The sequence below is a fragment of the Lentzea sokolovensis genome, from assembly GCF_033949975.1.
GTDB classification, from domain to species: Bacteria; Actinomycetota; Actinomycetes; order Mycobacteriales; family Pseudonocardiaceae; genus Lentzea; species Lentzea sokolovensis.
The window spans coordinates 310,564-336,647 of the sequence record NZ_JAXAVU010000007.1 but is presented as its reverse complement, the minus strand read 5'-3'; the positions used below and the strand labels follow the sequence as shown (position 1 = coordinate 336,647).

Annotated in this window: 29 protein-coding genes; 11 read left to right on the top strand and 18 right to left on the bottom strand. The window is 67.8% G+C overall.

Annotated elements, in window-relative coordinates:
- The first annotated feature begins 228 nt into the window (after positions 1-228).
- The 5 genes from SK854_RS13895 to lnt all read left to right on the top strand — a co-directional run bounded on the left by SK854_RS13895 (position 229) and on the right by lnt (position 5,857).
- The gene (locus tag SK854_RS13895) at positions 229-510 is read left to right on the top strand and encodes a metal-sensitive transcriptional regulator (protein ID WP_090063762.1); all 282 of its coding nucleotides are present in this window, start codon (positions 229-231) and stop codon (positions 508-510) included.
- 36 nt (positions 511-546) lie between these two features.
- Complete coding sequence (locus SK854_RS13890) at positions 547-756, top strand: heavy-metal-associated domain-containing protein (RefSeq protein WP_090063761.1); 210 nt, start codon at positions 547-549, stop codon at positions 754-756.
- Between the two features lie 11 nt (positions 757-767).
- Complete coding sequence (locus tag SK854_RS13885; protein WP_319975485.1) at positions 768-1,712, top strand: hypothetical protein; 945 nt, start codon at positions 768-770, stop codon at positions 1,710-1,712.
- A 31-nt stretch (positions 1,713-1,743) separates the two neighbouring features.
- A complete protein-coding gene (locus tag SK854_RS13880; RefSeq protein WP_319975484.1) occupies positions 1,744-3,990 on the top strand; it encodes a heavy metal translocating P-type ATPase in 2,247 nt (748 codons plus the stop codon).
- A 340-nt stretch (positions 3,991-4,330) separates the two neighbouring features.
- Positions 4,331-5,857, top strand: coding sequence for an apolipoprotein N-acyltransferase (gene lnt / locus SK854_RS13875; protein WP_319975483.1), 1,527 nt, complete (start codon positions 4,331-4,333; stop codon positions 5,855-5,857).
- On the opposite strand, the gene SK854_RS13870 is transcribed toward lnt, so the two are convergent.
- The 11 genes from SK854_RS13870 to SK854_RS13820 form a co-directional block, all read right to left on the bottom strand.
- Positions 5,823-6,278 carry a DUF2231 domain-containing protein gene (locus SK854_RS13870; protein ID WP_143027960.1) on the bottom strand — a complete coding sequence of 152 codons (456 nt, stop codon included), beginning with the start codon at positions 6,276-6,278 and terminating at the stop codon, positions 5,823-5,825. The two genes, lnt and SK854_RS13870, sit on opposite strands and share 35 nt — an antisense overlap.
- Before the next feature lie 40 nt (positions 6,279-6,318).
- On the bottom strand, positions 6,319-6,756 hold the full coding sequence (locus SK854_RS13865) for a hypothetical protein (protein WP_319975482.1): 438 nt from the start codon (positions 6,754-6,756) through the stop codon (positions 6,319-6,321).
- A 258-nt stretch (positions 6,757-7,014) separates the two neighbouring features.
- Positions 7,015-7,629 carry a TlpA family protein disulfide reductase gene (locus SK854_RS13860; protein ID WP_319975481.1) on the bottom strand — a complete coding sequence of 205 codons (615 nt, stop codon included), beginning with the start codon at positions 7,627-7,629 and terminating at the stop codon, positions 7,015-7,017.
- 1 nt (position 7,630) lies between these two features.
- Positions 7,631-8,245, bottom strand: coding sequence for a TlpA family protein disulfide reductase (locus tag SK854_RS13855; protein WP_090011910.1), 615 nt, complete (start codon positions 8,243-8,245; stop codon positions 7,631-7,633).
- A complete protein-coding gene (locus SK854_RS13850) occupies positions 8,242-8,853 on the bottom strand; it encodes a hypothetical protein (RefSeq protein ID WP_319975480.1) in 612 nt (203 codons plus the stop codon). The genes SK854_RS13855 and SK854_RS13850 overlap by 4 nt, the downstream gene beginning before the upstream one ends.
- The gene (locus SK854_RS13845; RefSeq protein ID WP_319975479.1) at positions 8,850-9,329 is read right to left on the bottom strand and encodes a cytochrome c-type biogenesis protein; all 480 of its coding nucleotides are present in this window, start codon (positions 9,327-9,329) and stop codon (positions 8,850-8,852) included. The genes SK854_RS13850 and SK854_RS13845 overlap by 4 nt, the downstream gene beginning before the upstream one ends.
- A complete protein-coding gene (locus SK854_RS13840; protein WP_319975478.1) occupies positions 9,322-11,295 on the bottom strand; it encodes a heme lyase CcmF/NrfE family subunit in 1,974 nt (657 codons plus the stop codon). Before SK854_RS13840 ends, SK854_RS13845 begins: the two co-directional genes overlap by 8 nt.
- On the bottom strand, positions 11,292-11,708 hold the full coding sequence (locus SK854_RS13835; protein WP_090011917.1) for a cytochrome c maturation protein CcmE: 417 nt from the start codon (positions 11,706-11,708) through the stop codon (positions 11,292-11,294). Before SK854_RS13835 ends, SK854_RS13840 begins: the two co-directional genes overlap by 4 nt.
- 78 nt (positions 11,709-11,786) lie before the next feature.
- On the bottom strand, positions 11,787-12,506 hold the full coding sequence (ccsA, locus tag SK854_RS13830; RefSeq protein ID WP_319975477.1) for a cytochrome c biogenesis protein CcsA: 720 nt from the start codon (positions 12,504-12,506) through the stop codon (positions 11,787-11,789).
- Positions 12,503-13,168, bottom strand: a complete 666-nt coding sequence (locus tag SK854_RS13825) for a heme exporter protein CcmB (RefSeq protein WP_319975476.1) — start codon at positions 13,166-13,168, stop codon at positions 12,503-12,505. The genes ccsA and SK854_RS13825 overlap by 4 nt, the downstream gene beginning before the upstream one ends.
- The gene (locus SK854_RS13820; RefSeq protein WP_319975475.1) at positions 13,165-13,788 is read right to left on the bottom strand and encodes an ABC transporter ATP-binding protein; all 624 of its coding nucleotides are present in this window, start codon (positions 13,786-13,788) and stop codon (positions 13,165-13,167) included. Before SK854_RS13820 ends, SK854_RS13825 begins: the two co-directional genes overlap by 4 nt.
- 112 nt (positions 13,789-13,900) lie before the next feature.
- On the opposite strand from SK854_RS13820, the gene SK854_RS13815 reads away from it, so the two are divergent.
- Entirely contained in the window at positions 13,901-14,596 is a 696-nt protein-coding gene (locus tag SK854_RS13815; protein WP_455032261.1) for a cytochrome c biogenesis CcdA family protein, read from the top strand.
- Between the two features lie 140 nt (positions 14,597-14,736).
- Entirely contained in the window at positions 14,737-14,967 is a 231-nt protein-coding gene (locus SK854_RS13810; RefSeq protein WP_256335077.1) for a hypothetical protein, read from the top strand.
- 89 nt (positions 14,968-15,056) lie between these two features.
- On the opposite strand, the gene SK854_RS13805 is transcribed toward SK854_RS13810, so the two are convergent.
- From SK854_RS13805 to SK854_RS13790, 4 genes are all read right to left on the bottom strand, one after another.
- On the bottom strand, positions 15,057-15,278 hold the full coding sequence (locus SK854_RS13805) for a heavy-metal-associated domain-containing protein (RefSeq protein ID WP_090011925.1): 222 nt from the start codon (positions 15,276-15,278) through the stop codon (positions 15,057-15,059).
- 13 nt (positions 15,279-15,291) lie between these two features.
- Complete coding sequence (locus tag SK854_RS13800; protein WP_319975474.1) at positions 15,292-16,374, bottom strand: sulfite exporter TauE/SafE family protein; 1,083 nt, start codon at positions 16,372-16,374, stop codon at positions 15,292-15,294.
- A gap of 111 nt (positions 16,375-16,485) precedes the next feature.
- Positions 16,486-16,911, bottom strand: a complete 426-nt coding sequence (locus tag SK854_RS13795; protein ID WP_319975473.1) for a hypothetical protein — start codon at positions 16,909-16,911, stop codon at positions 16,486-16,488.
- A 52-nt stretch (positions 16,912-16,963) separates the two neighbouring features.
- Positions 16,964-17,836, bottom strand: coding sequence for a class E sortase (locus SK854_RS13790; protein ID WP_319975472.1), 873 nt, complete (start codon positions 17,834-17,836; stop codon positions 16,964-16,966).
- Positions 17,837-17,913: 77 nt separating this feature from the next.
- Between SK854_RS13790 and SK854_RS13785 the strand changes: the two genes are divergently transcribed.
- A complete protein-coding gene (locus tag SK854_RS13785; protein ID WP_319975471.1) occupies positions 17,914-18,357 on the top strand; it encodes a DUF2752 domain-containing protein in 444 nt (147 codons plus the stop codon).
- A gap of 17 nt (positions 18,358-18,374) precedes the next feature.
- Here the strand turns inward: SK854_RS13785 and SK854_RS13780 are convergent, their stop codons facing one another.
- The gene (locus SK854_RS13780; protein WP_319975470.1) at positions 18,375-18,899 is read right to left on the bottom strand and encodes a COG4315 family predicted lipoprotein; all 525 of its coding nucleotides are present in this window, start codon (positions 18,897-18,899) and stop codon (positions 18,375-18,377) included.
- Between the two features lie 185 nt (positions 18,900-19,084).
- Between SK854_RS13780 and SK854_RS13775 the strand changes: the two genes are divergently transcribed.
- Positions 19,085-20,086 carry an NlpC/P60 family protein gene (locus SK854_RS13775; RefSeq protein WP_319975469.1) on the top strand — a complete coding sequence of 334 codons (1,002 nt, stop codon included), beginning with the start codon at positions 19,085-19,087 and terminating at the stop codon, positions 20,084-20,086.
- Positions 20,087-20,110: 24 nt separating this feature from the next.
- Here the strand turns inward: SK854_RS13775 and ctaD are convergent, their stop codons facing one another.
- Positions 20,111-21,868: an aa3-type cytochrome oxidase subunit I gene (gene ctaD / locus SK854_RS13770; protein ID WP_090012035.1), complete on the bottom strand. Its 1,758-nt coding sequence runs from the start codon at positions 21,866-21,868 to the stop codon at positions 20,111-20,113.
- Between the two features lie 188 nt (positions 21,869-22,056).
- Here ctaD and SK854_RS13765 point away from each other — a divergent pair, with 188 nt between their 5' ends.
- The gene (locus SK854_RS13765) at positions 22,057-23,043 is read left to right on the top strand and encodes a DUF4142 domain-containing protein (RefSeq protein WP_319975468.1); all 987 of its coding nucleotides are present in this window, start codon (positions 22,057-22,059) and stop codon (positions 23,041-23,043) included.
- Positions 23,044-23,971: 928 nt separating this feature from the next.
- Positions 23,972-25,294 carry an aminotransferase class V-fold PLP-dependent enzyme gene (locus SK854_RS13760; protein ID WP_319975467.1) on the top strand — a complete coding sequence of 441 codons (1,323 nt, stop codon included), beginning with the start codon at positions 23,972-23,974 and terminating at the stop codon, positions 25,292-25,294.
- Between the two features lie 55 nt (positions 25,295-25,349).
- Here SK854_RS13760 and SK854_RS13755 read toward each other — a convergent pair whose 3' ends face one another.
- On the bottom strand, positions 25,350-26,030 hold the full coding sequence (locus SK854_RS13755; protein ID WP_319975466.1) for a M23 family metallopeptidase: 681 nt from the start codon (positions 26,028-26,030) through the stop codon (positions 25,350-25,352).
- Positions 26,031-26,084 lie beyond the last annotated feature (54 nt).

Sequence of the window (26,084 nt, the reverse complement as noted above, 5' to 3'; positions counted from 1 at the left end):
AGCGAGTTCGGCGGCGGACTTCGATCACGGCCACGCCGATCAGGGAGCGCCGACAACACGAGCAGGGCCGCCCGATGCGTGGGCCAGGTCACGACCATACCCCTACCCCGTACGGCCACAAGCCCTTGCACACCCATACCCCCCTTAGGTATAAAGGTGGCAAGCGCCCGTCGTTCCCCCGGTCAGTTGCGACCGGCCGCGCGACGGACCGAGTGACAGGAGCGGTACATGCATGGCTACACCGACAACAAGGAAGCCCACCTGCGCCGCCTGAAGCGCATCGAGGGCCAGGTGCGCGGCCTGCAGCGGATGATCGAGAACGACGACTACTGCATCGACGTGCTCACCCAGATCTCCGCGGCAACACGCGCACTCCAGGCTGTCTCACTGGGACTGCTCGACGAGCACCTGAAGCACTGCGTCAGCGAGGCCATCACCGAGGGCGGCACCAAGGCGGACGAGAAGATCGCCGAGGCCAGCAACGCCATCGCCCGCCTCGTCCGCTCCTGATTCCCGAAGTCCCACCAGCACACGAGGAGTTCCCCAATGGCCGAGTCCACCTACACCGTCACCGGCATGACCTGTGGACACTGCGTCAGCTCGGTGACCGAGGAGATCAGCCAGATCGGCGGCGTGCAGAAGGTCGACGTCGAACTGGCCAGCGGCAAGGTGACCGTCACCAGCGACCAGCCGGTGGCCGAGGACGACGTCCGCACTGCGGTCACCGAGGCCGGCTACACGCTCGTCGCGAGCTGAAAGGACCAGAGATGAACACCGCCACGAAGGTGACCGCCTACGCGGGTGTGCTGGCGATCGTCTTCGGCGGCGCCTGGGCTGCCGGCGCCGCTGTCGGCCCGTCCGGTGGCGCGACCACGCCGGCCGCGATGGACCACGGCGCCGCGCAGTCCACCTCCAGCAACACCGACGACAAGCTGCCGCCCGGTCTGTCCGTCGCGGAGAACGGCTACGTGTTCAAGCCGTCGCGCACCACTGCGACCGCCGGCGAGCAGCAGCCCTTCCAGTTCACGATCGGCACCGCCGACGGCGGCACGGTCACGAAGTTCGACGTGGAGCACGAAAAGCGGCTGCACCTCGTGCTGGTGCGCCGGGACGGTTCCGGTTTCCAGCACATCCACCCGGAGATGGCCGCGGACGGAACGTGGTCGGTACCGCTGACCCTGCCCGCCGCCGGCAGCTACCGCGTCTTCGCCGACTTCAAGCCGGAGAACGGCACCAAGACCACGCTCGGCACCGACATCCAGGTCTCCGGCAGCTACGAGCCGAAGCAGTACGACACCGACACACGTGAATTCACGGTGGACGGTTACACGGTCCGCCTCGACGGGGATCTCAAGCCCGGCGCGGAATCCCTGGTGACCACGACCGTCACCAAGGACGGCAAGCCGGTCACCGACCTGCAGCGGTATCTGGGCGCGAACGGCCACCTCGTCGCGTTGAGGTTGGCCGACCTCGCCTACCTGCACGTGCACCCACAGGACGATCCTGGCGCCGGTCCAGAGGTGAGGTTCGTGGTCGAGGTCCCGACGTCTGGCCGGTACCGCCTGTTCCTGGACTTCCAGCACGAGGGCAAGGTCCGCACCGCCGAGTTCAACCTTGGCACGACCGGATCCGCTCCCGCCACAGCCGCACCTGTCACGTCCGCTCCGGCCACCACATCATCCGAGAACCACGGCGGTGGTCACGGTGGCTGAGCCCGGCACCATCGAAGAGGAGGCGCGCTCCATGAGTTCACCGGCAAGTGAGATCGAGCTGTCGATCGGCGGCATGACCTGCGCCTCCTGCGCCGCGAGGATCGAGCGCAAGCTCAACAAGCTCGAAGGCGTCCAGGCGACGGTCAACTACGCCACCGAGAAGGCCAGGGTCAGTTTCCCCGAGTCGCTGACGCCCGATGACCTGGTGAAGGTCGTCGAGAACACCGGCTACACGGCCGAGCTGCCGGCTCCCCCGCAGGCCGACGGGAGCGCGGAAAAGACCGAAGAGGATCCGACGCGGTCGTTGCGGCAGAGGTTGATCACCTCGGTGGTGCTCACCGTGCCGGTGATCGCGCTCGCCATGATCCCGGCGCTGCAGTTCACCTACTGGCAGTGGATGTCGCTCACGCTCGCCGCACCCGTCGTGGTGTGGGGCGCGTGGCCGTTCCACAAGGCGGCGTGGACGAACCTGCGCCACGGTGCCGCGACGATGGACACGCTGATCTCGATCGGCGTCGGCGCGGCGTTCCTGTGGTCGCTGTACGCGCTATTCCTCGGCACTGCGGGCACGCCCGGCATGACGCACGCCTTCGAACTCACCGTCCAGCGGATGTCCGGCGCGGGCAACATCTACCTCGAAGTCGCCGCGGGCGTGACCACATTCATCCTCGCCGGCCGCTACTTCGAGGCACGGTCCAAGCGCCGCGCCGGTGCCGCGCTCCGTGCCCTGCTCGAACTCGGCGCCAAGGACGTCGCGGTATTGCGGGACGGACGCGAGCAGCGCATCAGCATCGACGACCTGACGGTCGGCGACCGGTTCGTGGTCCGACCGGGCGAGAAGATCGCCACCGACGGCGTCATCGAGGAGGGCAGCTCGGCGATCGACGCGAGCATGATCACCGGCGAGTCCGTGCCGGTGGAGGTCACCACCGGTGACACCGTCGTCGGCGCCACGGTCAACGCGGGCGGCCGACTGGTCGTGCGAGCCACGCGCATCGGCGCGGACACCCAGCTCGCGCAGATGGCCAAGCTCGTCGAGGACGCGCAGAACGGCAAGGCCGAGGTCCAGCGCCTCGCCGACCGGATCTCCGCGGTGTTCGTGCCGATCGTGATCGTACTCGCCGTTGGAACGCTGGCGTTCTGGCTTGGTTCGGGCTCGGGCGCCTCGGCGGCGTTCACCGCCGCGGTCGCCGTGCTGATCATCGCCTGCCCGTGCGCACTCGGCCTGGCCACGCCGACGGCACTGCTGGTCGGCACCGGCCGCGGCGCCCAGCTGGGCATCCTGATCAAGGGGCCCGAGGTGCTGGAGTCCACCCGCCGCGTCGACACCGTCGTGCTCGACAAGACCGGCACGGTCACCTCCGGGCAGATGAGCCTGGTCGAGGTCCACGCGGCAGACGGCGTGACGGAGGAGGAGGTGCTACGTCTGGCGGGCGCGCTGGAGCACGCCTCCGAGCACCCGATCGCCAGGGCGATCGCCACCGGCGCCACCGAACGTGTCGGCGAGCTGCCCGCCGTCGAGGGATTCCAGAACCTGGAAGGCCTCGGCGTGCAAGGTGTCGTCGACGAGCACGCCGTCCTCGTCGGCCGCGCCCGCTTGCTCGAGGAGTGGAGCATCCGGCTCAGCGAGGAGCTCACCACCGCCAAGAAGGAAGCGGAAGACAAGGGCCGCACCGCCGTGCTGGTGGCCTGGGACGGCGAAGCACGGGGTGTGCTGGTCGTGGCCGACACGGTCAAGCCCACATCGGCCGAGGCGATCGCCGGACTGCGTGATCTCGGACTGCGGCCGGTGCTGCTGACCGGCGACAACGAGGCCGTCGCCAAGGCGGTGGCTGCGGAGGTCGGCATCGAGGAGGTCATCGCCGAGGTCCTGCCCAAGGACAAGGTCGACGTGGTCAAGCGTCTGCAGTCCGAGGGCCGTGTGGTCGCGATGGTCGGCGACGGCGTGAACGACGCCGCGGCACTGGCCCAGGCCGATCTGGGCCTGGCGATGGGCACCGGCACGGACGTCGCCATCGAGGCCAGCGACATCACGCTCGTCCGAGGCGACCTCCGGGCCGCGGTGGACGCGATCCGGTTGTCGCGCCGGACGCTCGGCACCATCAAGGGCAACCTGTTCTGGGCCTTCGCCTACAACGTGGCCGCTCTGCCGCTGGCCGCACTGGGACTGCTGAACCCGATGATCGCCGGGGCCGCAATGGCATTCTCGTCGGTGTTCGTGGTGAGCAACAGCCTGCGCCTACGGGGATTCCGCAGCGCGAACAAGCAGACCGTCTGACTCGGTGGTCCGGCTCGCACATCCGCGAGCCGGACCGCCATGTCTGCTCGTGACCACTGAGGGCGTGATGCTGGGCCTGGTCGGTGGAGCGGCGGACATGACCTGGCACGTGATCTTCGGTATCGAGGTGGACCTCGAGGCCGCTCAGCCCGGCAAACACGTTGTTGATGTCCAGCGGCGCCCGCCGTTCACCGCCGTGACACTGCTCTGTTCGGGGACCTCGCCGTCCGCCGGCTCAGGCACAGCGCCGACCGGCCTGGCGGGCTCCGGATCACAGGGCACACCGATGGACGCCTCACCACTACTACTAAGATTCGTAGTAGGAATGAGGTGGCCATCGGTGTTGACCAGAACGATCGTCCGAGGACCGTGGCGGGGTGCTGCCGTCGCCGTCACAGGAGGCGTCAGCCTCGCGCTGGCGTTTCCACCCGCCGGACTGTGGCCGCTGGCCGCACTCGGACCCGCACTGCTGGTACTGGCCGTCTCCGGGCGCCGCCCGCGGGCGGCCTTCGGGCTCGGCGCCGTGTTCGGACTGGCGTTCTTCGGCCCGCTGCTGTGGTGGCTGACCAACCTGGGCCTGCTGCCGTGGATCGGCCTCGTGGTGGTGCAAGCGCTGTTCGTGGGTGTGCACGGCGTCCTCATCCGGGAACTGCTGCGGCTGCGGTGGTGGCCGGTGGCGGTCGCGGCGAGCTGGGTCGCGATCGAGGCGGTGCGCGGCCGGTTCCCTCTCGGCGGATTCCCCTGGGGCCGGCTCGGGTTCAGCCAGGCCGACGCACCGTCACTGCCGTGGGCGAGCATCGGCGGGGTTCCACTGCTGAGCCTGCTCGCCGCGCTCACCGGATCGGCACTCGCATGGACACTCCTGTCCGGCGCACGACGCCGGACCGGCCTGGTCGTCGTGCTCGTCGCCGGGCTGCCCTGGATGGCAGGAGGAGCCCTGCCCGCGCCGGCACCGTCGGACCGAGACCTCACCATCGCGGTCGTACAGGGGAACGTGCCCCGCGGCCGGACACTGGCCGAGCAGGTGCGGGTCCGCCAGGTGACGCAGAACCACGCCGAGGCGACGTTGAAGCTCGCCGAGGACGTGCGGGCCGGTCGAGCGGCCGCCCCGGATCTCGTCGTGTGGCCGGAGAACTCGACCGACACCGACCCGCGGGACAACCCGGCCATCGCCCAGACGATCCGCACCGCGGTGCAGGCCATCGACCGGCCGGTGCTGATCGGCGCGATCGTCCGCCAGGACGGACGCATGTTCAACGTGGGCCAGCTGTGGTTGCCCGACCGCGGCTCGGTGGCCGAGTACGCCAAGCGGCAGCTGGTGCCGTTCGGCGAGTACGTCCCCGGCCGGTCGCTGTTCCGCTGGGTCCAGCAGCTGCAGTACATCCCGCGCGACTTCATCCCTGGCGATGGCGACGGCACGCTGGACGCTGGCGGCATCCGGATCGGGGACGTCATCTGCTACGAGGTCGCGTACGACGGCCTGGTGTGGTCTTCGGTCAATGCCGGTGCGGCGTTGCTGGTCGTGCAGACCAACAACGCCACGTACATGTTGGACGGTCAACGCGGAGAGACACTGCAACAGCTGGACATGGCCCGTGTTCGCGCGGTGGAGCACAACCGGCCCGCGGTGGTCGCCTCGACCACCGGCATCAGCGCGGTCGTCCGCCCGGACGGGTCGATCGCCGCCATGACCGAGCCGTGGACGCAGCAGGTCCTCGTCGAGCGGGTGAACCTGCGCACGACCACATCGGTGTGGCTCTCGCCGTGGCTCGAGCTGCTCGCCGTGCTGCTCGTGGTGGCCGGACTGGGCGCGGCCGTCGTGGACCGCCGGCTCAGACGCGCCGATGAGCCAGCAACACTCCGCTGACCACTCCCGTCAGGAGAAAGAGCGCGCCGAGCAACGACGCCACCAGCGCCTGCACACCGACGGGCTGGTTGAGAGGCTCAGCTTTCCTCAGCACATAGCCGGTGAGGAAGGCGATGAAGGCGACGGTCATGAGTCCGAAATGGACCAGGGCCAGGCGGAACGCCTTGGTGCGCGCGGGAATCGGCATCGAGTCGAGGAAACCGACGACTCCGGCGGCACCCGCGGCCAGCAGCCCCCACCCGATCAGCGAGGTCGCTCCTCGGACATGTGCCGCCGGGTCGACGGCCGAACGGGAGGTGAAGTCCAGGACGAGACTCACCGACCAGCAGCCGACAGGGAGCACTGCCAGCACCGCGTGCGGTCTGGTGTGCCGTCGCCACGGCCGTGACCTGGCAGCATCCATTTCGCGGTCGATCCACATCCGATCAACTCTACTATTCAGAATAGTAGAAAGGTAGGGATCACGGCATCGTCGGTGGCCGCAGGCGATCAGCGAACACGCCAAGCGGGACGACCCGGTCGCCACCCCCGGCGGCAACCTCGTCGACTGCAGGCAGCGTCTTCTGGTCGATCATGCGGTCCGCGAGCCCGTCCGGCATGTCGGCCTGACCTGGGCCGCCTGCTGCGACCCACGCGAGGATGTCCTGGGTCGCCTCCTCGGTGAGCACCCCGCCGAACCAGACAGGACGTGTTCCCCGCGCACGTACCGCCGGAGCCGGGCGGACAACCACGACGTTGGAGTAGTCGCACGAGTCCAGGCAGTCCGCGACGCGGACGTTCCCGGCTCCGGCGCCCTCGCGCAACGTGCGCAGCTGGCCTTCGTGGTCGATGCCGGGGTGCTTCTCCGTGGTGCCGCAGCAGCAGCCTCGGCACACGGTCAGCTTGCTCGAGTCGGTCACAGGATCTCCAGGTCAGAACGTTGCGCGCACGGATGTTACTCGCGGGTTCAGTCGCCGCTGCGAACGTCCACGGGTCGACCGACCTCCGTCGGCTTCTCCGAGGATGCGTGGGCGCTGGAGATCAACCCTCGATTCGCGCTGCGCAGTGGGGGCGGCTGTTCACCCTCCATGTCGTGCTCTACCCCGGCCGGATGAGGGTGGATCGAGATGATGCGGGCAGACCGCGGCGAACCACTTCCTCGGCCTGTGGAAGTGCGATCAGGGCGAGCCCGCGGCACCGAACGCCGCCACCGCCGCCCGGACCTGATCCGGGGTGCGGAACACCAATGGGTCGGTGATCTGCCGCACCGTCCCGTCCGGCCGGACGACGTAGGAGACGGGCAACACCCGTGGGACGGCCAGTGCCTTCTGGACGGCTTCGCCGGTGTCCACGACGCTCGGGTAGCGGACGCCGAGCGCGACAACCGCGCCGAGTGCTTCGGAGGGCACGTCCTGGACGTTGACCCCGACGACCGGGACGGCGCCGGGTTGCCGGGAGTACTCCTGCAACACCGGCATCTCCTCCCTGCACGGCTGGCACCAGGACGCCCACAGGTTCAGCAGCACGGTCCGTCCGGCCAGCGCACCGCCCAGCTCCACGGTGCCGGGAGATCCCAGGCACTGCACCGTGAGACCGGCGAGCGGGCCGGCGGATGACCCGGTTCCTGCCTGTGGGCAGGGTTCGAGTGCTGCCCGCTGCCGCGCCTCGGCCAGTGCCGCGTCATCCTGCGCCGGAAGCGAACGGCTCGGCCGGACGTCGTTCGCGTCGTCCCTAGGCCACAGCGCCACAGCGGCCGCCACGGCGAGCACGACGACGAGAATCGCCCACCTCATCTCACCCTCCCGGAGCGGGTTGCACGGAACCCTCGGTTCGCGAGTCGGGCCTGCGGCCGTCCAGCATCGCGTCCAGCGCGCTCTTCAGCAGGGCCGCATCGGTCTTCCCTGTGATCTTCGCCTCGATCGTGCCGTCGCGACCGACCAGGAACGTCTCGGGCACCCCGAACACTCCGAACTCCAGGGCTAAGGCCGATCCTTCGTCACGCACGTACCGGTACGCTCCGGCGGGGCCCCGTCCCAGTTCGTCGAGGAACACCTTCGCACCGGCAGGTTTGTCCTGGTAGTTCACGCCCACGAAGACGACGCCGGCATCCTGATAAGCCTTGGCGGCGGCCACCAGGATCGGGTGCTCCTCGCGGCACGGCACGCACCACGAGGCCCAGAAGTTCACCACGACGACGTTGCCGCGCAGCTCGGCGAGCGACGTCGAGCCGCCGCCTTCCAGGTTCGGCGACGCGACGGCCGGCACCCGCTTCCCGATCAGCGGCGAGTCGACCAGTGCCGGGTCCTTGCCCAGGCGACTACCGAAAACGGCACCGACGGCCACCGTGACGACGACCACGGCCAGAGCCGCCCACCGGACCTTGCGCCACCCGGACCTCGTGTCTGTCATCGCGATCCCGTCTCCTTGAGCGCGGTGAACCGATCACGCACCCCAGCGGGTACGCCGTCACGCCGCAGGACATCGTCCACAACGGACAGCGCGTTCGCACGGTCCTGGTCGGCCGTCTCCTTCTGGAGCAGGATCTCCAGGTGTGCCGCAGCCTTGTCGTACGCACCGGCGGCGACGTACCTGCGCACCAGCGCGAGCCGCATGCCCGCCACGCCGGGGTTCGCCGCGATCACCTGCTCCATCTCCTCGTCCGTCACCGCGGAAAGGTCCCGTGACGGCTGCTGGAGCACCTCGTTGCCGCTCACCGCGCCACCGGCGGGCCGCTCGCCGAGCTGGTCCGGCAACAGAACCACCACGACGAACAACGCGACCACCGCGGCAACCACGTAGGCGATCGCGGGACCGCGCCGTCCTTGTCGCCGTGCCCGGCGGGCGACAGGCGATTCGAGCTGCCGAATGGCCGCGGCGGCGACCGCCTCGTACTCGTCGCGGAGCCGCTGTGCCGCGGCGGGAGGGATTTCGCCAGCCTCGACCTGTCGCTCGAGGTCGACGATGTCGCGCAACGCCTGGTCGCGTCGCTCTTCGATGCGTTCCACGTCCTCGGTCACGGCTGTTCCTCGATCGGGTCGCGCGTCCGGATCTCTTCCAGTGCGGCGTCGACCATCTCGCGGTCCTCAGTGGACGGTTCCACCGGTTCCGGCCGCCGCCTCCAGCGGAGCACGAACCACGTCGTGCTCGACGCGACCGCGGCGAGAGACAGGATCCACAGCGCGAGAGTCCTGCCGGACATCGGCGGGTCGATCAGCACCCAGCCGCCGTAGCGGGCCCGGAAGTGATCGATGATCTGGTCGTCGGTCCGGCCCGCAGCGATCTGGTCGCGCACTACCTGCCGCATGGCCTGGGCGATGTCCGATGGCGAGTCCGCGACCGAGACGCTCTTGCACACCGGGCATCGCAGCCGCTGTTCCAGCTCGTAGGCGCGGTCGGTTTCGCGCCCTGGGCCGCCGGCCAACCCGATCACCGTGACGGCGAGCAGCACGACCAGCAGCAGCCCGCTCCCCCACCGCACCAGCAACCTACGCACGGGAGACCACCTCCGGCGCAGCCTCCTCGTCCGTCCTCTTCCGGCGTAGCCGTCCGCTGACAGCCCAGAACCCGCCTGCCGCGACGAGCGCGCCACCGGCCCACAACCACGACATCAGCGGGTATCGGTAGAGGTTGAGCACCACCCGGTTGTCTTCGAGCGCACCGAGCGCCACGTAGACGTCCTGCGCGACGCCGGGCCAGACCGACGGCTGTCCCACCGCCTGCGGGCGCCCGGCGAAGACGTTGAGCCGCGGCTCGGCAACCCGGACCACCCGGCCGCCCTCCCTGAGCACGATGTGGGCGTCGGTGCTGGTCCGGTCGGAAAGCTCGTGGCGCTCGGTTTTCTCGAACGTCACGGAGTACCCGGCGAACTCGGCCGAGGCGCCCCGTTCGAGGGTCACCGTGGCGCGCTGCGCGAAGGCGCTGGAGGAGACGATCGCCAGTGCCACCACGGCGACGCCGAGGTGCGCGAGCTGGCCACCCCAGTAGGCCCGCTGTGACCTCAGCAACCGCCACACCGCCGCGGGGCGCGGATGCGGCACCGTGACGACCAGCTGCCGGACTGTCGCCGTGACACTTGCCGTCACCAGGAACATCACCAGGACGACGCCAGGATCGCGCACTCCCGCCAGCACCATCGCCGCGGCGGCGGAACTCGCGATCAGCAGCGGGATGCGCAAACGCATCCACATCACGCCGAACGTGGCGTGCCGATAAGGCGTGAACGGGCCGATCCCCATCGCCAGCAGCAGCCCGAGCGACAACGGCACCGCCATCCGGTCGAAGAAGGGCCTGCCCACCGACACCTGTGCCCCGGTCACCGCTTCCACCAGCACGGGATAGACGGTGCCGGTGAGCACAACGAACGCGAAGACGGTGAGCAACAGGTTGTTGACCAGGAAGACGCCTTCACGACTGGCGAGGCGTTCCGGGCGCGACAGTGACGCCATCCGTTCGCCGCGCAGGGCGAAGAGCGTGAACCCGCCACCAAGCACGAGCACGAAGAACGCGAGCAGCGCGGGACCGACCGCGGACTGCGAGAAGCTGTGCACGGACACGACGACGGACGAGCGGGTCAGGAACGTCCCAAGGATCGTCAGCGCGAACGTCGCCAGAACGAGCACGAAGTTCCACGACTGCAACATTCCGCGCTTCACCTGTACCACGGCCGAGTGCAGGAACGCGGTGGCCACGAGCCACGGGATCAGCGCGGCGTTCTCCACCGGGTCCCACGCCCAGTAGCCGCCCCAGCCGAGCACCTCGTAGGACCACCACGCGCCGAGCACCAGCCCGCCGGTCAGGAAGCTCCACGCGACGAGGCCGGCCCGGCGGCTGCGGCGCAACCAGTCGACGCCTCCTCTCCGCAGCAGCAACGCGGACATCGCGAACGCGAACGGCACGGTGAACCCGACGAACCCGAGGTAGAGCATCGGCGGGTGGAACGCGACCATGATGTGGTCGCGCAGCAACGGGTTCGCACCCGGTCCGTCGGCAGGTGGGTTGGCCATGATGGTGAACGGGTTGGCCACCGTGGTGACGAGACCGAAGAAGAAGATCCCGACCACGCCCATGACACCCAGTGCTCCGGTGCCCAACCGGTCCTCGACCGAGCGCACCTGCCGTGCCACGACGGCGGTGTAGCCCGCCAGCACCAGCGTCCACAGCACCAGACTGCCGCCCAGGGACGCCCACGCGCTGGTGATGGTGAAGAACAACGGTGTGGACCGGGAATGCACTTCGGCCACATAGGACATCGCGAAGTTGTCGGTGACCAGGGCTCCGATGAGGGCGCTCATCGACAGCACGGCGCCGCCGAGCATGCACCACGCGGTCACCCGCAGGCGTGCGTGACGTACGCGGTCAGGATTGCGCTGAGCCCGGAAACCCAGTAGCGCCAACACGATGGAGGCAGCGAGGCCGAGCATCGCGCCGCTCCAGCCCGCGGAGGGCAGGACGGTGTTCACGGTGCCGCACCTTCCGTCGCGGGTGGACGGTAGTTCTCGTCGTGCTTGACGATCATCGTGTCGGACACGAACCGGCCGCCCTGCCAGGAACCTTCGACAACGACGCCGATGCCAACCTGGAAGAGCTGAGCGGGCGCACCGGTGTGCTCGACGGTCACCGAGGAGCTCGTCGCGTCCAATCCCGAGCTCACCACGAACCGCAGCCCGCCCGAGGAACGGTCGACGCTGCCGTCGCGGACGAGTCCGCCGAGCTGAAAACGGCGCCCGTCCGGGAAGTCCGCCCTGCGCCCGACCGCCTCCTCCGGGGTCAGGTAATAGACCAGATTGCGGTTGAGGTTGCCGAAGACAAGCAAGCCCACGAGCACAAGTACGACGCCTGCGACCGAGACGACCAGAAGCCGGTAGCGCTTCACGAGCGGCGCACCAAACTGATCGCGTACACAGCAAGCGCGCCATAGGCGATCACGAAGCCCAGCACGACCCAGGACCACTCACTCATCGCGGGAGACTCCTTCCAGACGAGGTGCGGTGACGACGTCACCTGCCAGCGGGCCTGGCAAGGTGTCCTCTTCGTCCTGCGCCACGGCGAGACGCACACGCGCCCGCACGAACAACGCGAAGACCGCCGTAAACGCCAGCACGTTGACCAGCAGCGCGGCCAGCATGCTGTGGTCGATGGCGGGGTCGCCCGGCCGGAGCACTGTGGGCGGCTGGTGCAGCGACCTCCACCAGAGCACGGACATGTGCACGATCGGCACCTGAACGAACGCCACCACGCCGAACACGGCCGACCGGCGGGCGCGCACCAGCGGATCGAGCGTCGCCCGCCGCAACGCCAGATAGCCGAGGTAGACGAAGAACATCAACGCGGTGGTCACCAACCGCGGGTCCCACGTCCACCACACGCCCCACACCGGCTTGCCCCAGACCGACCCCAGCACGATCGCGAGACCGGTGAAGAACACGCCGACCTCGGCCGCGGACGAGGCCAGCCGGTCGTACCGGGGTTTTCGCCGCCACAACCAGGCGACGCTCGCGCCGAAGGTGATCGCGAAGCCGAGGAAGGCCAGCCAGGCGGCGGGCACGTGAACGTACATCAGCCGCTGGAGGTTTCCCTGGATGCGGTCTGGTGGTGCCACCAAGCCCGCGACGAGTCCGACAGCGAGCAGCACGGCCGCGATGATCGGCAGCCGGCGGCCGAACAGTGTCATGCCACCTCCTCGAGGTGTGGTGCGCCCAGCAACAGTGCGAGCACGGCTATCAGGTCAACGGTCAGCATGAGCAGCAACCACGGCCACGGGGCGCGGCCCAGCGCGGCCGCCGCAGGTGCCTGCGTTGCTCCGAGCAGCAAAGGGACCGCCAGCGGCAGCACCAGCACCGGCCCCAGAGTGGTGCGACCGTCGAGCCCTTGAGCGAGCGCGCCGGCGAGTGTCCCGAGCAGACCGAGCCCCGCCGCGACGAGCGGCAGCACCACGAGCAGCCACGGCCATCCGTGCGGCGCGGGGTCGTACAGCGCGACCGCCACGGGCACGAGCAGCAGTTCGAAGGCAAGCAGCAGCAAGGCGCTCGCCGCCGCACGACCGGCGAGCCTGACGACGGAATGCACTCCGCACAGACGCAGCAAGGCGATCTGGGCGGGCGTGTCCACGGCGCTGGTCCGCAACGTGACGAGCAAGCCGAACAACAGGACCACCACCCAGTACAGGCCGGGACCGATCCCCCGCAGCAACGGGGTGTCGGTGCCGACGGCGAGTGGCACGAACAGCAGTGCCACCGCACCGAACGGCGTGGTGACCAGCAGTGCCTCGCCCGACCGCGCCTCGAGGCGAAGATCCTTGCGAGCGATCTGGACGAGCTGACGCCACGCCGTCATGCGACCACCACCGGTGCGACGCGCCCTGCGGCGAGCTCGACCACACGATCCGTCAGGCGCGCGACTTGATCACGGTCGTGGGAGACCACCACGCACGCCCCGCCTCGGCGCCGCACACCGTCCACCACGTGATCCACCAAGGCTGCCGACGTGACGTCCAGCCCGGTGTGCACCTCGTCCAACAACAGCAAGGACGGCTCCGTGACGAAAACCCTCGCGAGATCCGCTCGCCGCCGCATGCCATGTGAACAGCGATCCGCCCGCCGGTCCGCGGCCGCGGCGAGCCCGACGGTCGCCAGCGCCGCGTCCGCCACGGCGTCGTCCCGGCCGGTCATCCTCGCGACGAACCGCAGGTTCTCCCCGAGAGTGAGCTGCGAGTAGAGCGCCGGGGCGTGGCCGAGCAACGCGACGGGACCACGCACCTGGACTGTGCCTGCCACCGGCGGAATCAGGGTGGCCAGAACGTTCAGCAACGTGCTCTTGCCCGACCCGTTCGCACCGATCAGGCCGAGCACCTCGCCGGCCGCCACGACGAGGTCCAGTCCGCGCAGCACGGCGGTGCGCTGCACGTCGACGTGGACGTCGGTGAGCTCGGCCTGTGGGGACAGCTGAGGATGCACGGGGCGGACCTGCCAGAGGAGCGTCTACTAGGATGCATCGTAGGCTAGCCGCACGGCCGGGACGGCCCGCATCCGGGAGGAGGTCACGCTGGAACTCTTCGCGCTGACGTCGTTGGCACTCGTGGCCGGCGTGGTCTCCTTCACCTCACCGTGCACTCTGCCATTGCTGCCAGGCTACCTCTCGTACATCTCCGGACTGTCCCACGAGGAGCCGAGGTCCCGCACCCGCACAGTACGAGCGGCGCTGCTGTTCGTACTCGGCTTCTCCACGGTGTTCGTCGCGCTCGGCACGACCGCCTCGGCACTCGGCCTGGCGCTGGCACAGAACCTCCGGGCGATCAACATCGCGGGTGGCGCGGTGATCGTCCTCATGGGACTGACGGTCACCGGTCTCGTGCGGATTCCACTGCTGGCACGCCAGGTGCGGTTCGACCTCACCCAGATCGGCCGCGGACCAGCCGGTGCGTTTCCGCTGGGCGCGGCTTTCGCGTTCGGCTGGACACCCTGCGTCGGGCCGGTATTGGCCTCGATCCTCACCACGGCCGCCACCACGGCCACCGTGTCGCGCGGGGCGCTGATGCTGCTCGCCTACTCGACCGGCCTCGGCCTGCCGTTCCTCCTGCTGGCACTCGGGTTCTTCCGAGGGAACGACCGGCTCGGCTGGCTGCGCCGCCACTCCCGGCACATCGAGATCACCGGCGGCGCCCTGCTCATCGTCATGGGCATCGCGGTGATGACCGGCGACTGGACGCGGTTGATGAGCGACATGCTCGGCGTCTACGCCCGGCTCGGCTGGCCGCCCCTCTGAACCTACTATTTAGAATGGTGGATCTGGCCAGTTGGATGCGTTCCACAGGGGTAGTCGGATGCCATCGACCGTCAGTGAAGAAGCAGTAACCATGACGCAGGCGGCCGAGATGCTCCGCACCTACCCGTAGACCTGGGCGGGTGAACCAGCAGGCGTTGGCTCGTTGCATCGAAGCGCACATCTGCGACACGACCGGGCGCGTCCTGTCCCGGCACACCGGCTACAACGCGAACCTCACCTGCGCCGTCCTCGAAGCCTGTACCAGCGCCTGCAAAGCGTGCGGCGACGAGTGCAAGCGCTGCCAGGTGTACGCCGAGTCCTGTCGTCGTTGTGCACAGGCGTGCCGAGAACTGCTCGACGCTCTGGGCTGAGCGGCTTCCGTGCGAGGCGGGTCATCGCCACCGCAAAGGCCGAACGTTGGTGTGGTGAGCGGTGCCACGCCCACCACACCAACGGGTTGTCAGGGCATCGGTGATGCCTGGTAGCCGAGCTCTTCGATCGCGCGGATGACGTCCTCAGGAGTGCTCTGGCCCGGATCCAGCTCGACCGTGCTGCGCCCCTGCTTGACCGCGGTCTGGGTGCTTTGGACGCCGGGCAGGTCTTCGAGGGCGTCGTCGATGAGCAGCGCACAGCTGCCGCAGTGCATGCCCTCGACTCGGAAGACGTGGGTCGTGACGGCCACAGTGGAACCTCTCTCAGACGATGGTGATGACACCGGTGTACATGCCCATTCCGCAGGCGTAGTCCAGCCGTCCCGGCTGCAGCACGCCCAGATCGATGCGCGTCTCGCCCCTCACCGGAAGGATCTTCTGCTCGTCGCGGATGACGAACGACCGCACGCAGCCCTGCGCGTTCTCCGACTTGACGACGAGTGTTGTCGGTACACCGGAACGGGCCTGAACGTTCTCGGGGCTGTAGGAGCCTGAGCGTGCGGTGATCACCACGGTCTGCTGCCCACCTGTTTCGGACACGGCAGTGGTGTCCGCAGGGGCGTCACTCCCCCCGAAAGATTGCGCGATCCTGCTTGCCGCCAACGGCGACCCGGCCAGTTCCAGGCCACCGTTGAGCGTGTACAGACCCATCGCCAGCACCACCAGGCCGGTCACGACGGCCAACCTGCCCTTCCAGACGGTGGCGGCTTTGCGGGCTGCGTAGCCGAGGATCGCGAACAACGGGCCCGTGCCGAGCACGAACACGGCCATCGTCGCCGCTCCCGACAACGCGGAACCGGACGCGAGCGCCAGCGCCTCCACGGACAGCGTGACACCGCACGGGATCAGCACCGTGGCGAAACCGAGCAGCGCCGGCGCCAACGCAGCCTGCGAGCGGGCGCGAGTGCGCACGATCTTCATCCAGGACACCGGCGGTTCGACGACTATGCCGCGGAAGCCCGGCACCCCGAGCTGCGCGAGCCCGAACACGATGATCAGCAGACCGGCGCCGATCTGCAGCCACGTGCGGAGCCCGACAGACAGCTCCACCACGCTGCCGAGTGCGCCCAGCAACGCGCCGAGCAGCGTGTGCGAGACCAGTTTGCCGGCCAGGAAGCCACCGACCGGGGCCAGGTCGTCACCGAGCTGGGCACGCCAGTTCTGCCGCTCGGCGACTGCGGCAGCCTGGTTGTTCTTCCCTCCCGCGGCACGACGGGCAGGGGCAGCAGGTTCGGCGGTCGCCGCGCGCTGGCGGGTGATCAATCCGGTGAGCAGACCGCCCTGCACCGCGGCGCAGGAAACACCACCGGCGAACAGTCCGGTGACCAGAACAGCAGCAAGATTCACGAAAGCTCCTCCACGCGAGATGGGAAAGGCCGAAGGACGCACCGGACGAAGTGCCGATGTCGCAACGTTGCCCGCCACCCGGCGTCGAACCGGGGTGCGGGCAGACCTCTCCTAAATCCGCAACAGACAGAGCCTCTCGAGGCTTGGCGCCCGCGCCAGAACCACCGGGAACAACGCCGTGCGGGCAGACCTCGCCGCTGCTACTGCTGAACTGCGTACGCGAGGCAGCCCGAGTCGGGCGACGAGGGCGATCACGGCCGCGATGAGCATCAGGCAAGCAGCGAGCGCACCACCCACGTCGCTGTCGCCATGAGTGTCCTGATCCGGAGCGACGGACATTCCGGCCGCGACGGGACGTTCAACGGAGAGCTCGTGACCATCATCCGCCATGACGGCGTTCGCGCCGTGTGGCATCGACATGCCGTCGGTGCACTGCACGCCCACCACGAGGGCCAACCCGGCGAGCACGGCCAGGACGACGGCCAGCCGCACGAGGCGTCCTCGCGCGCCGTGCGAGCAGCTGGCCGTGCCATTCATGGCCGACATCCTACGGAGCAGCTGTCAACATCGTGTTTGCTGTGTGGGCACATCACTCTTCGGTCAGCTCGCCGGGCAGGAAACCAGGTCGTTTGGGGTATGACTGAGTCAGCACGGCGTGCACGATCAGCCGCTGCCGATCCGAGAACTTCGGGTGGCAGGTCGTCATCGTCATCAAGCTCGCCAGCTGGTCCGCCGATAGCTCGCCTCGGTAGTTCGGCACCGGATCGATCACTTCTCCCTGTTCCGGCCGGACGATCTCCTGACCAGGCGTGTTCGCATACGGCGCACCGTGAGACCGCTCGAGTGGCTGGACGCCCGCGCATCGCGGATGGCGTTCCTTGTCCTGGGTCCAGCTCGCTTCCTCGTTCGTCATCGGCAGCACGCGGTAGACAAACCACATCGACTCGGTCTCCACCACAACGGCGTCACAGGACTGGAGCAGGTCGAGGTCGTTGAACGGCGCTCCCTTGCCGACCCGGTGGCCGGCGACCGCGAAGTTGCCCTTCTCCCCCGGTCCGGCCGTGGCCCGGTAGTGGCCGGGACCGATCTCCAGGTCCGCGGGCGTGGTGCCCTCGACGACGGCGAACTGGTAGTCCCGCCCGAGCGCTGGGATGTACATCTTGGCGAACGCCTCACCCGGCACGAGGTTCGTCCTTACGGGACGTTGCGGATCGGGGGTCACGGTGTTGGCGTCCGCATCCCATCGTGCGTCCAACTGGGCATCGGCGTTGGCCTGCTTGCGCATGGATATCAGGTCCGTTACGTACACCTCGTACACGACGAAGAGGAGTATCACCAACCCGACAGTGATCAGGACTTCGCCAAGACCGCGGACCGAACGGCGTCCGATGCCGTCACGCGGAGACGCGCTCACCCTGGGGAGCACGACGGTGTCCTCGTCGAGTCGACGCCTGGTCCGCACATTCACAACGTCTACTATCAACACTAGTAAGTCGGTCGGCAAGGCCGAGATCAACGGAACGCACTCCGGAGGGGACGATGACGTCACGCGATCGCGACCTCCGAATTGGCTGGTCGGACCACGATCGCGCCGCCTGGTGCACCAAGGCTGCAGTACTCTTCGGCGTCGCCGCCGTGGCATTGCGGATCGTCGGGGTGCCGCCGGTGGACCTGCACGGTCCGCTGCACTACCTGGGTGTCATGGACCCGCTCTGTGGCGGAACGCGGGCCACGTTCCTGTTGCTGTCAGGTGATCTCGCGGAAGCAGCCAGGTACAACCCGATCGTGTTCCCTCTGGCGGCTGTGGCCGTGCTCGTCTTCGCCCGTGCCGTGGTGGGCATGACGACCCGGCGGTGGCTGGACGTACAACTCGGACGGATGTCGCGGATCGCGGCGTGGACCGCTCTCGCGCTCGCGCTGGTACTGCTCGAGGTGCGCCAGCAGCTCAACGCAGATCTGCTGATGCAGGCATGGCCGGCTTGAGTTTTGGAGCGGGTCCGTCACCCGCGCGCTTTCTCACCGCTCGGTGCAACGGCGAACCACTGGCCGTCCAGCCCGTTCCCCTTCGCATCACCGGCCTGCTCGTCGTCGACGTACCGGTAGAGCGGCCTCCCGGCCAGCGTTACCTGCGTCGTGCCGTCGTCGCGCTTCATCGTTCCGACGAGCGCCTTGTCCACCCCCTTCAGATCGAACTGGCCGACAGGCGCCAGCAGCGGCGGCCACACCAGGGTGCATTCGGGGTCGTTGCAGCTCGACCTGGGCGGGCTCGTGACGTCCTTCTCGTACCGGTAGAGGGTGTATGCCTCTCGGTCAGCCACCAAATCACCGATGGATGCCCCCTGGACCACCTGCAACGTCGTGATGTCACCTGGAAGCACACGACTGCTGGCCGGCCCGACTGTGGGACCGACCGGCGTTTCCGAAGCTTGTTCCGAGGCGGATTCGGGCGACTGGCTGTCGCCGCCCGCCGAGCAGGCACCGGTGAGCAGAAGCAGTGCAAGGGCGACGACATGACCTTTGGACACCGCAGTTCCTCCCGATCAATGGACAGTCCCCGTTGTTGGATACGGATACCGACCGATGTCAGTTCACGGCACACGGCAGGTTGGACTTCCGAGCCGGGCAACTATGCGATCTAGTAGACGAACGGACGCGCGGCCCGTAGCCTGCCGCTGGACCTGACAGCCTGGATCAAGGAGACGGGCGCGACGTGGTGTCGCATCGGAACAAGCGCATTTCGCGAACGATCCTGACCGGCGCGGTGCTGGCTACTGCGGTGGCGCCGACCATGGCAGCCTCGGCACAACCGGCTGACCCGGACCCGCTCGCCCGCTACAACGAGCTGGGTGCTCATGCCGCGAAGACCAACGAAGACATGCTGAAGGCGCGGGGTGACCTGAAGGCCAAGCGGGAGCAGCTCGCCCGGTCCACCGTGGCCGAACAGCAGGCGAGGGAAGAAGAAGAGCGGTTTCGCGGCCAGGTCGACGCTCTGACCACCGCGACGTTCGAGGGCGCCCGCTTCAACCAGCTCTCGGCGCTGCTGGTGAGCGAGTCCCAGCAGGACTTCCTCAACCGCATGTCCGCACTGAACATGCTCGCCACCGACAACAACGAGGCGTTGCAACGGCTCGGCCTCGCGGTCGCGAAGGCCGACCACGCTCGACAGAGCGCACAGGAGGCCGCGAACGCCGCAGCCAAGCTCGTCGGTGAGGTCGAGCAGCGCCAGAGGGACCTGGACGGGCAGATCAAGGAGGTGCGGGCCGCCCTCGGCTCGCTGGACCCGTCGGTGCGCAACGACCTCAAGCGGGTCAAGGACACCGGCAGCTATGTCGGCCCACCGGGGTCCGCGAACGCCGCGCTCCAGGCGGCGTTGTCCAAGCGCGGCGCGGCCTACGAGTGGGGAGCGGAGGGTCCGTCCGCATTCGACTGCTCAGGCCTCACGATGTGGGCGTACCAGCAGGCGGGCATCCAGCTTCCCAGGGTCGCTTCCGCTCAGTACGACGTGGGCATGGCTGTACCGCTCAACGCCCTCTTGCCGGGCGACCTGCTCTTCTACGATGACGGTACCGGCAACCCAGCGGCGATCCACCACGTGGCGATGTACGTCGGTGACGACAAGATGGTCGACGCACCGACCCAGGGCCAGGTCGTCGACCTCCGGCCGAGCCGTGGTGACGGTCACCTCATGGGTGCGCGGCGCATCGCCGGGTAGCGGCGGAAGCCACTCGATCCTTGCTCAACCTCCGCTTCGACCGTCGGCAGGATCCACCACCTCCGCAGCGAGCTCCGAGGGTGCGGCAGGACCGTCATGCCCTGCGGTGCCGCCGACGTGGGCCTCCAGCCTGATGCGTTCGATCATGTGCGGGTAGTGCAGCTCGAACGCCGGCCGCTCCGACCGGATCCGGGGCAGCTCGGTGAAGTTGTGCCGCGGCGGCGGGCAGGATGTAGCCCACTCCAATGAGTTCCCGAACCCCCACGGGTCGTCCACCTTCACCACCTCGCCGTAGCGGTAACTCCTGAAGACGTTCCAGATGAACGGCAACGTCGACACGCCGAGCAGGTAGGCACCCACCGTGGAGATCGTGTTGAGCGTGGTGAAGCCATCAGTGGGCAGGTAGTCGGCGTACCGGCGGGGCATGCCCTGGTTCCCGAGCCAGTGCTGGACCAGGAAGGTCGCGTGGAAGCCGATGAACGTGGTCCAGAAGTGCAGCTTGCCGAGGTTCTCGTCGAGCATCCGCCCGGTGATCTTCGGGAACCAGAAGTAGATGCCGGCGTACGTGGCGAAAACGATGGTGCCGAACAGCACGTAGTGGAAGTGCGCCACCACGAAATAGGTGTCCGACAGGTTGAAGTCGATGGGCGGCGACGCCAGCAGCACACCGGACAGCCCGCCGAACAGGAAGGTCACCAGGAAGCCGACCGAGAACAGCATCGGCGATTCGAAGGTGAGCTGCCCCTTCCACATGGTGCCGATCCAGTTGAAGAACTTGATCCCCGTCGGGACCGCGATGAGGAACGTCATGAAGGCGAAGAACGGCAGCAGTACGGCTCCCGTCGCGTACATGTGGTGGGCCCACACGGCGACGGACAGCGCCGCGATGCCCAGCGTCGCGAAGATCAGTCCTTTGTAGCCGAAGATCGGCTTGCGGCTGAACACCGGGAAGATCTCGCTGACGATGCCGAAGAACGGCAGCGCGACGATGTAGACCTCGGGGTGGCCGAAGAACCAGAAGAGGTGCTGCCAGAGGATCACTCCGCCGTTGGCCGGGTCGAACACGTGCGCGCCGAGGTGCCGGTCGGCCAGCAGCCCGAACAGGGCGGCGGTGAGGATCGGGAACGCGATCAGGATCAGCACGCTCGTCACCAGGATGTTCCAAGTGAAGATCGACATCCGGAACATCGTCATGCCGGGCGCCCTCAGGCAGACCACCGTGGTGATCATGTTCACCGCGCCGAGGATCGTGCCGAGGCCGCTGATCAGCAGGCCGGTGATCCACAGGTCGGCACCGACGCCGGGTGAGTGAATCGCGCTCGACAGTGGCGTGTAGGCGAACCAGCCGAAGTCCGCGGCACCACCCGGCGTGATGAAGCCGGAGACGACGATGATGCCGCCGAACAGGTACAGCCAGTAGGAGAAGGCGTTCAGGCGCGGGAACGCGACGTCCGGTGAGCCGATCTGCAGTGGCAGGATGAAGTTCGCGAACCCGAACAGGATCGGCGTCGCGTACAGCAGCAGCATGATCGTGCCGTGCATGGTGAACAGCTGGTTGTACTGCTCGTTGGACAGGAACTGCATGCCCGGCTTTGCGAGCTCGGTCCGGATGAGCAGGGCCATCACGCCGCCCGCCAGGAAGAAGGCGAAGCTGGTGACGAGATACAGGATGCCGATCTGCTTGTGGTCCGTGGTGCGGAACATCCGCAGCAGGAACGACCCCTTGACCGGCCTGGCAGCACGGGCGACGGGCACGGGAACAGGCTGAGCGGTGACCGTCATCTTCATGATCTCCCGGTGACTCATCTTCTACTAACTTGGATAGTACCCAGGGAGACGGCCGCAGCGTCACGAAGGCCGTCGACATCCGCGGAGATGCCGACGAGCACCCGATCAGAATTCAGATAACAAGTGGATAACGACCGGTCCGCCTGCTGAGCCGGCTACTAACCAGCTTCGTAGGCCTCGGCATGGGCGATCGCACGAACGACTCGAAGCCGCGCTGGTTCATGACGGTCGCGGTCAGCCTTCTCCTCACGATCGGCACACCGGTCGGCAGCGCGGCTGCCCATGACGGGACGAACGCTCCGTCCATCCCTCCTGCCCTGCCGTCGAGCCTGCCGGCAGCACCGCTGGGCAGCGGCGGGCAGGGCGACGATGTGGTGGAGACCAAGTGGGGGCCGCTCGGCGCAGCCGATCGAGACTTTCTGGCGAAGGTCCGGTTGGCAGGACTCTGGGAACTACCCGCAGGGCAGCAGGCTCTCCAGAAGTCCCAGAATCCCAAGATCCAAGAAGCAGGAAAGCACCTGATCGACGGCCACAGCGCACTCGACGACATGGTCCGCAACGGCGGTCAGGCGCTCGGCGTGGAGTTGCCCAACCAGCCCAACTCGGACCAACTGGGATGGTTGAAGGAACTGACGACCACGCAGGGCGAGGAGTACGAACGGACCTTCGCCAACCGCCTGCGTGCCGCACATGGCAAGGTTTATGGATTCGCCGCGCAGGTTCGTGCCGGCACCAGGAACGAACTCGTCCGGGCGATGGCGAACCAGACGATGAGCACGGTGTTCGACCACATCAGCCAACTGGAGAAGACCGGCCTGGTCGACTTCCAGGCGCTGCCGTCTCCCACGGTGTTGGGGGCCTCCGCCACGCCCAGCTCTGATGCTCCTGTTGATCAGCCGAAGCCGCTGCAGCGCACCGCCAGTCAGGCCACTCCCACTGCGGACTCCGGTATCGGTGGCGCAATCTTGTTCGTGGTCATTATCGCGGTGATCGGTGGCCTCGCTCTGCTCTTCTTGCGTTGGCAACGCAAGAAGTCGCCCGGTTTGCCCCAACACCGCGCCGAAACCCTCGAGTCGGAGCCCGTATCGGTCCGTGCCACGTCACCTGCCAGGGAAAGTGTCGTGAGGACACACCGATCGGACGAGCGTTTCAAACGGTTCCGGCAGTGACGTCTGCAGGGCAGCCAGCTGCACGATGCCGTCCTCGGTGGTTTCGTTGCTCGGCAGGAACGGTCAGAGAGGGTACTGAAGCGGGAGATGGGACCACGCAACCAAGCGATGGCCTCACCCTCATGCCGGTCACCAGCGGGACCCCGACAACCAGGAGCAGCGCTTCGCCGGTGACCTGCGGCGCACGCGTGTGGCGCCTGAGTCAGCCCGCCGTGTTGACCGCTCAGCGAGCGGACACGGCGAGCAACACGAACGGCAGTCCCAGACCGAGGCAGTAGGCGGCGGCCAGGGCCAGGCCTCGCCACACCGGCCGGCGCCGGGCACGGCGAACGCGGCCCTCGCAACCGGCGACGCCCGACAGGTCACCCCCGGCATCATCGTCGCCAGAGCCGCTGCGGTGGGTCGCACATGGCCTGGAATCGACCGGGCGGTGTCCGATCTCCGCCGTGCGGACCACGATTGACGATGTCGGCCCACCGCCTCGTGTCTGGACGAGATACACCAGGCCGCACGCTGCCGGATCCACTCGATCGGTACATCTCTCGATCACACGCTGGCCAGCCCGTCTGTCGTAACGTGAGCAGCTCGACGAGCACGACCGCGACGGTGATGAGATCGCGTCGACTACCGCGAGCGGCCACGGCGATCACGGCGGCTGTCAGACGCAGGGCGTCCTGCGGGACGAGAGGTCTTGAACTGCGCCTGTGCATGGCGGATCTGAGGACGGCGTGCAGGTGTTGTACGCGTGGCCACTACACCACTGACACGCATCGCCGCGGTGTTTTCTGTCGACCCCGGCTCGCGATCAGGACGACTGCACGCGAACCAACCAGACAAGACCGCAGCTCCTATCGCACGTGCCACCACCTTTGGACCATTCCAACACCCAGCCAGACCGCGATGCGCGCGCCAAGAATGGGGTAGTCCGATGAACCTGAGCCGACGCCGAGCCGTCGCCGGACTGGTGACAGCCGGTGCAACCGCCCTGTCAGCGCGAAAATCCGACGCCGCACGACACGAGGGTGAGCCGATCCTGGTCGCACCACCCGGTTCGGACCCGCAGCGACTCGCCCGCGACGAGCGGTTCTGGGGACAGGTGGCCCGGCAGTTCCGGGTGAATCCCGGCTTCACGAACCTGGAGAACGGCTACTACGGCATCATGCCCGCCCCCGTTCTGCGGGAATACGAGCGGCAATGCCGTCGGCTCAACGAGGACAACTCCTACCTGCTGCGAGGCTCGTACAAGCAAACTGAGCACGACCGGGTGCGGGCCAGAGTGGCCGATGTCTCCGGTGTGGCTCCGGACGAGATCGCGCTCACCCGATGCGGCACCGAGGCGCTGCAGAACCTCATCGCGGGCTACAACCGGCTCCGGCCGGGAGATGCCGTGATGTACTGCAGCCTCGACTACCACAGCGCCATCTACGCGATGAACTGGCTCAAGGACCGCCGAGGCGTTGACGTCATCAGGTTCGAACTGCCCGAACCCCACACGCGGCAGGCGATCCTCGACCACTACGCCCGCCAGCTCCGCGAACACCCTCGGGTCAAGTTGCTCCTGCTCACCCACATGAACAACCGGACCGGCCTGGTGTCTCCCGTAGCGGAACTGGTCGCGATGAGCCGGCAGCACTCGGTGGACACCATCGTCGACGCAGGCCATTCCTTCGGCCAGCTCGACTTCCGTCTACCTGACCTCGGCGCTGACTTCGTGGCCTGCTGCCTGCACAAGTGGATCCATGCGCCGCTGGGGTCCGGCTTCCTCTACATCCGCTCCGGTCGCCTGCCCGACATCGACCCCTGCTACCGGGACGAGAGCCACCCGTTGGACAGCATCCGCTCCAGGGTCCATTCCGGAACCATGGACATCGCTCCGTTTCTCACTCTCCCAGCAGCACTGGAGCTGCACGAAGCCATCGGCGTGGCCAACAAGCAAGCCCGCCTTCGTCACCTGCGTGACCGCTGGGTCCATCAGGCGCGCCACCTCGACGGCATCGACATCCTCACCCCCGAGGACCCGTTGACGTACGGGGCGATCACGGCGTTCCGCGTGCGTGGCCGGAAGACCAAGCAGGACAACGAGGCCATCGCCCGATACCTGATGGACAACCATCGCATCTTCACCGTCCCCAAAGGTGGGATGACCGCTGGTGACTGCATCCGAGTCACCCCCGCGCTCTTCACGACCACTGACCAGGTCGACGAGCTGGCGGAAGCACTGATCGACGTCGCGCGTAAGTTCCGGCGGTGAGGGCACTCTCGCCATCGCCTTGAGCTGGAGCAGCAACGCCCGCCTCGGTCGCGGATCAGCCAGTCCACACACCGTACGACTGCAGCCACGCCAAGGGGTCCGCCTTCCTTCCGGCCTGGTCCCAGAGTTCGAAGTGCAGGTGCGGTCCCGAGGAGTTACCGCGGTTGCCGACTTCCGCTATGACCTCGCCGGCACTCACCCGCTGACCCTCACGCACGGAAAAGCTGTTGATGTGGCCGTAGACAGCGATAGTTCCGTCCGTGTGCCGGATTCGGACCCACAGCCCGAAGCCACTGGCCGGGCCCGCGTCCACCACCACACCGTCCATAACGGACCGAATGGGTGTACCGATCCGGTTGGCGATGTCCAGACCGTAGTGTGTCGCTCCCGAACGCGGCCCGTAGTTCGACGTGATGGTGCCCTGGGTCGGCGCGAACACCTTGATCTTTCGCGCCTGCTCCGCCTCGTACTCGGCCTTACGACGGGCGGCCTCGGCTGTCTCTCGCTGCTCGACCATGCGCTGGCTCTTCTTGAGCGCCTCCAGGTCGTCGTGTCCGGGCTGAGAAAGCGACAGCAGGTTCGGCCCCGCGGTGTCACCACCTATACCGGTGTTGTCATCAGACAGGCTGGCGGCCAGCCAGACGCCGTTGGGCGCCGGTGATGACGCCGACGTAGGCCCGCCGATGTTCGCCTGGAACGCGACGGCCGCACCGGCCGCCACCCCGAAGATGACCATGTGAGCAGAGACCCGCGCTGAACGATCCGGCCGAGGCCGGATGTGTCGTGCCAT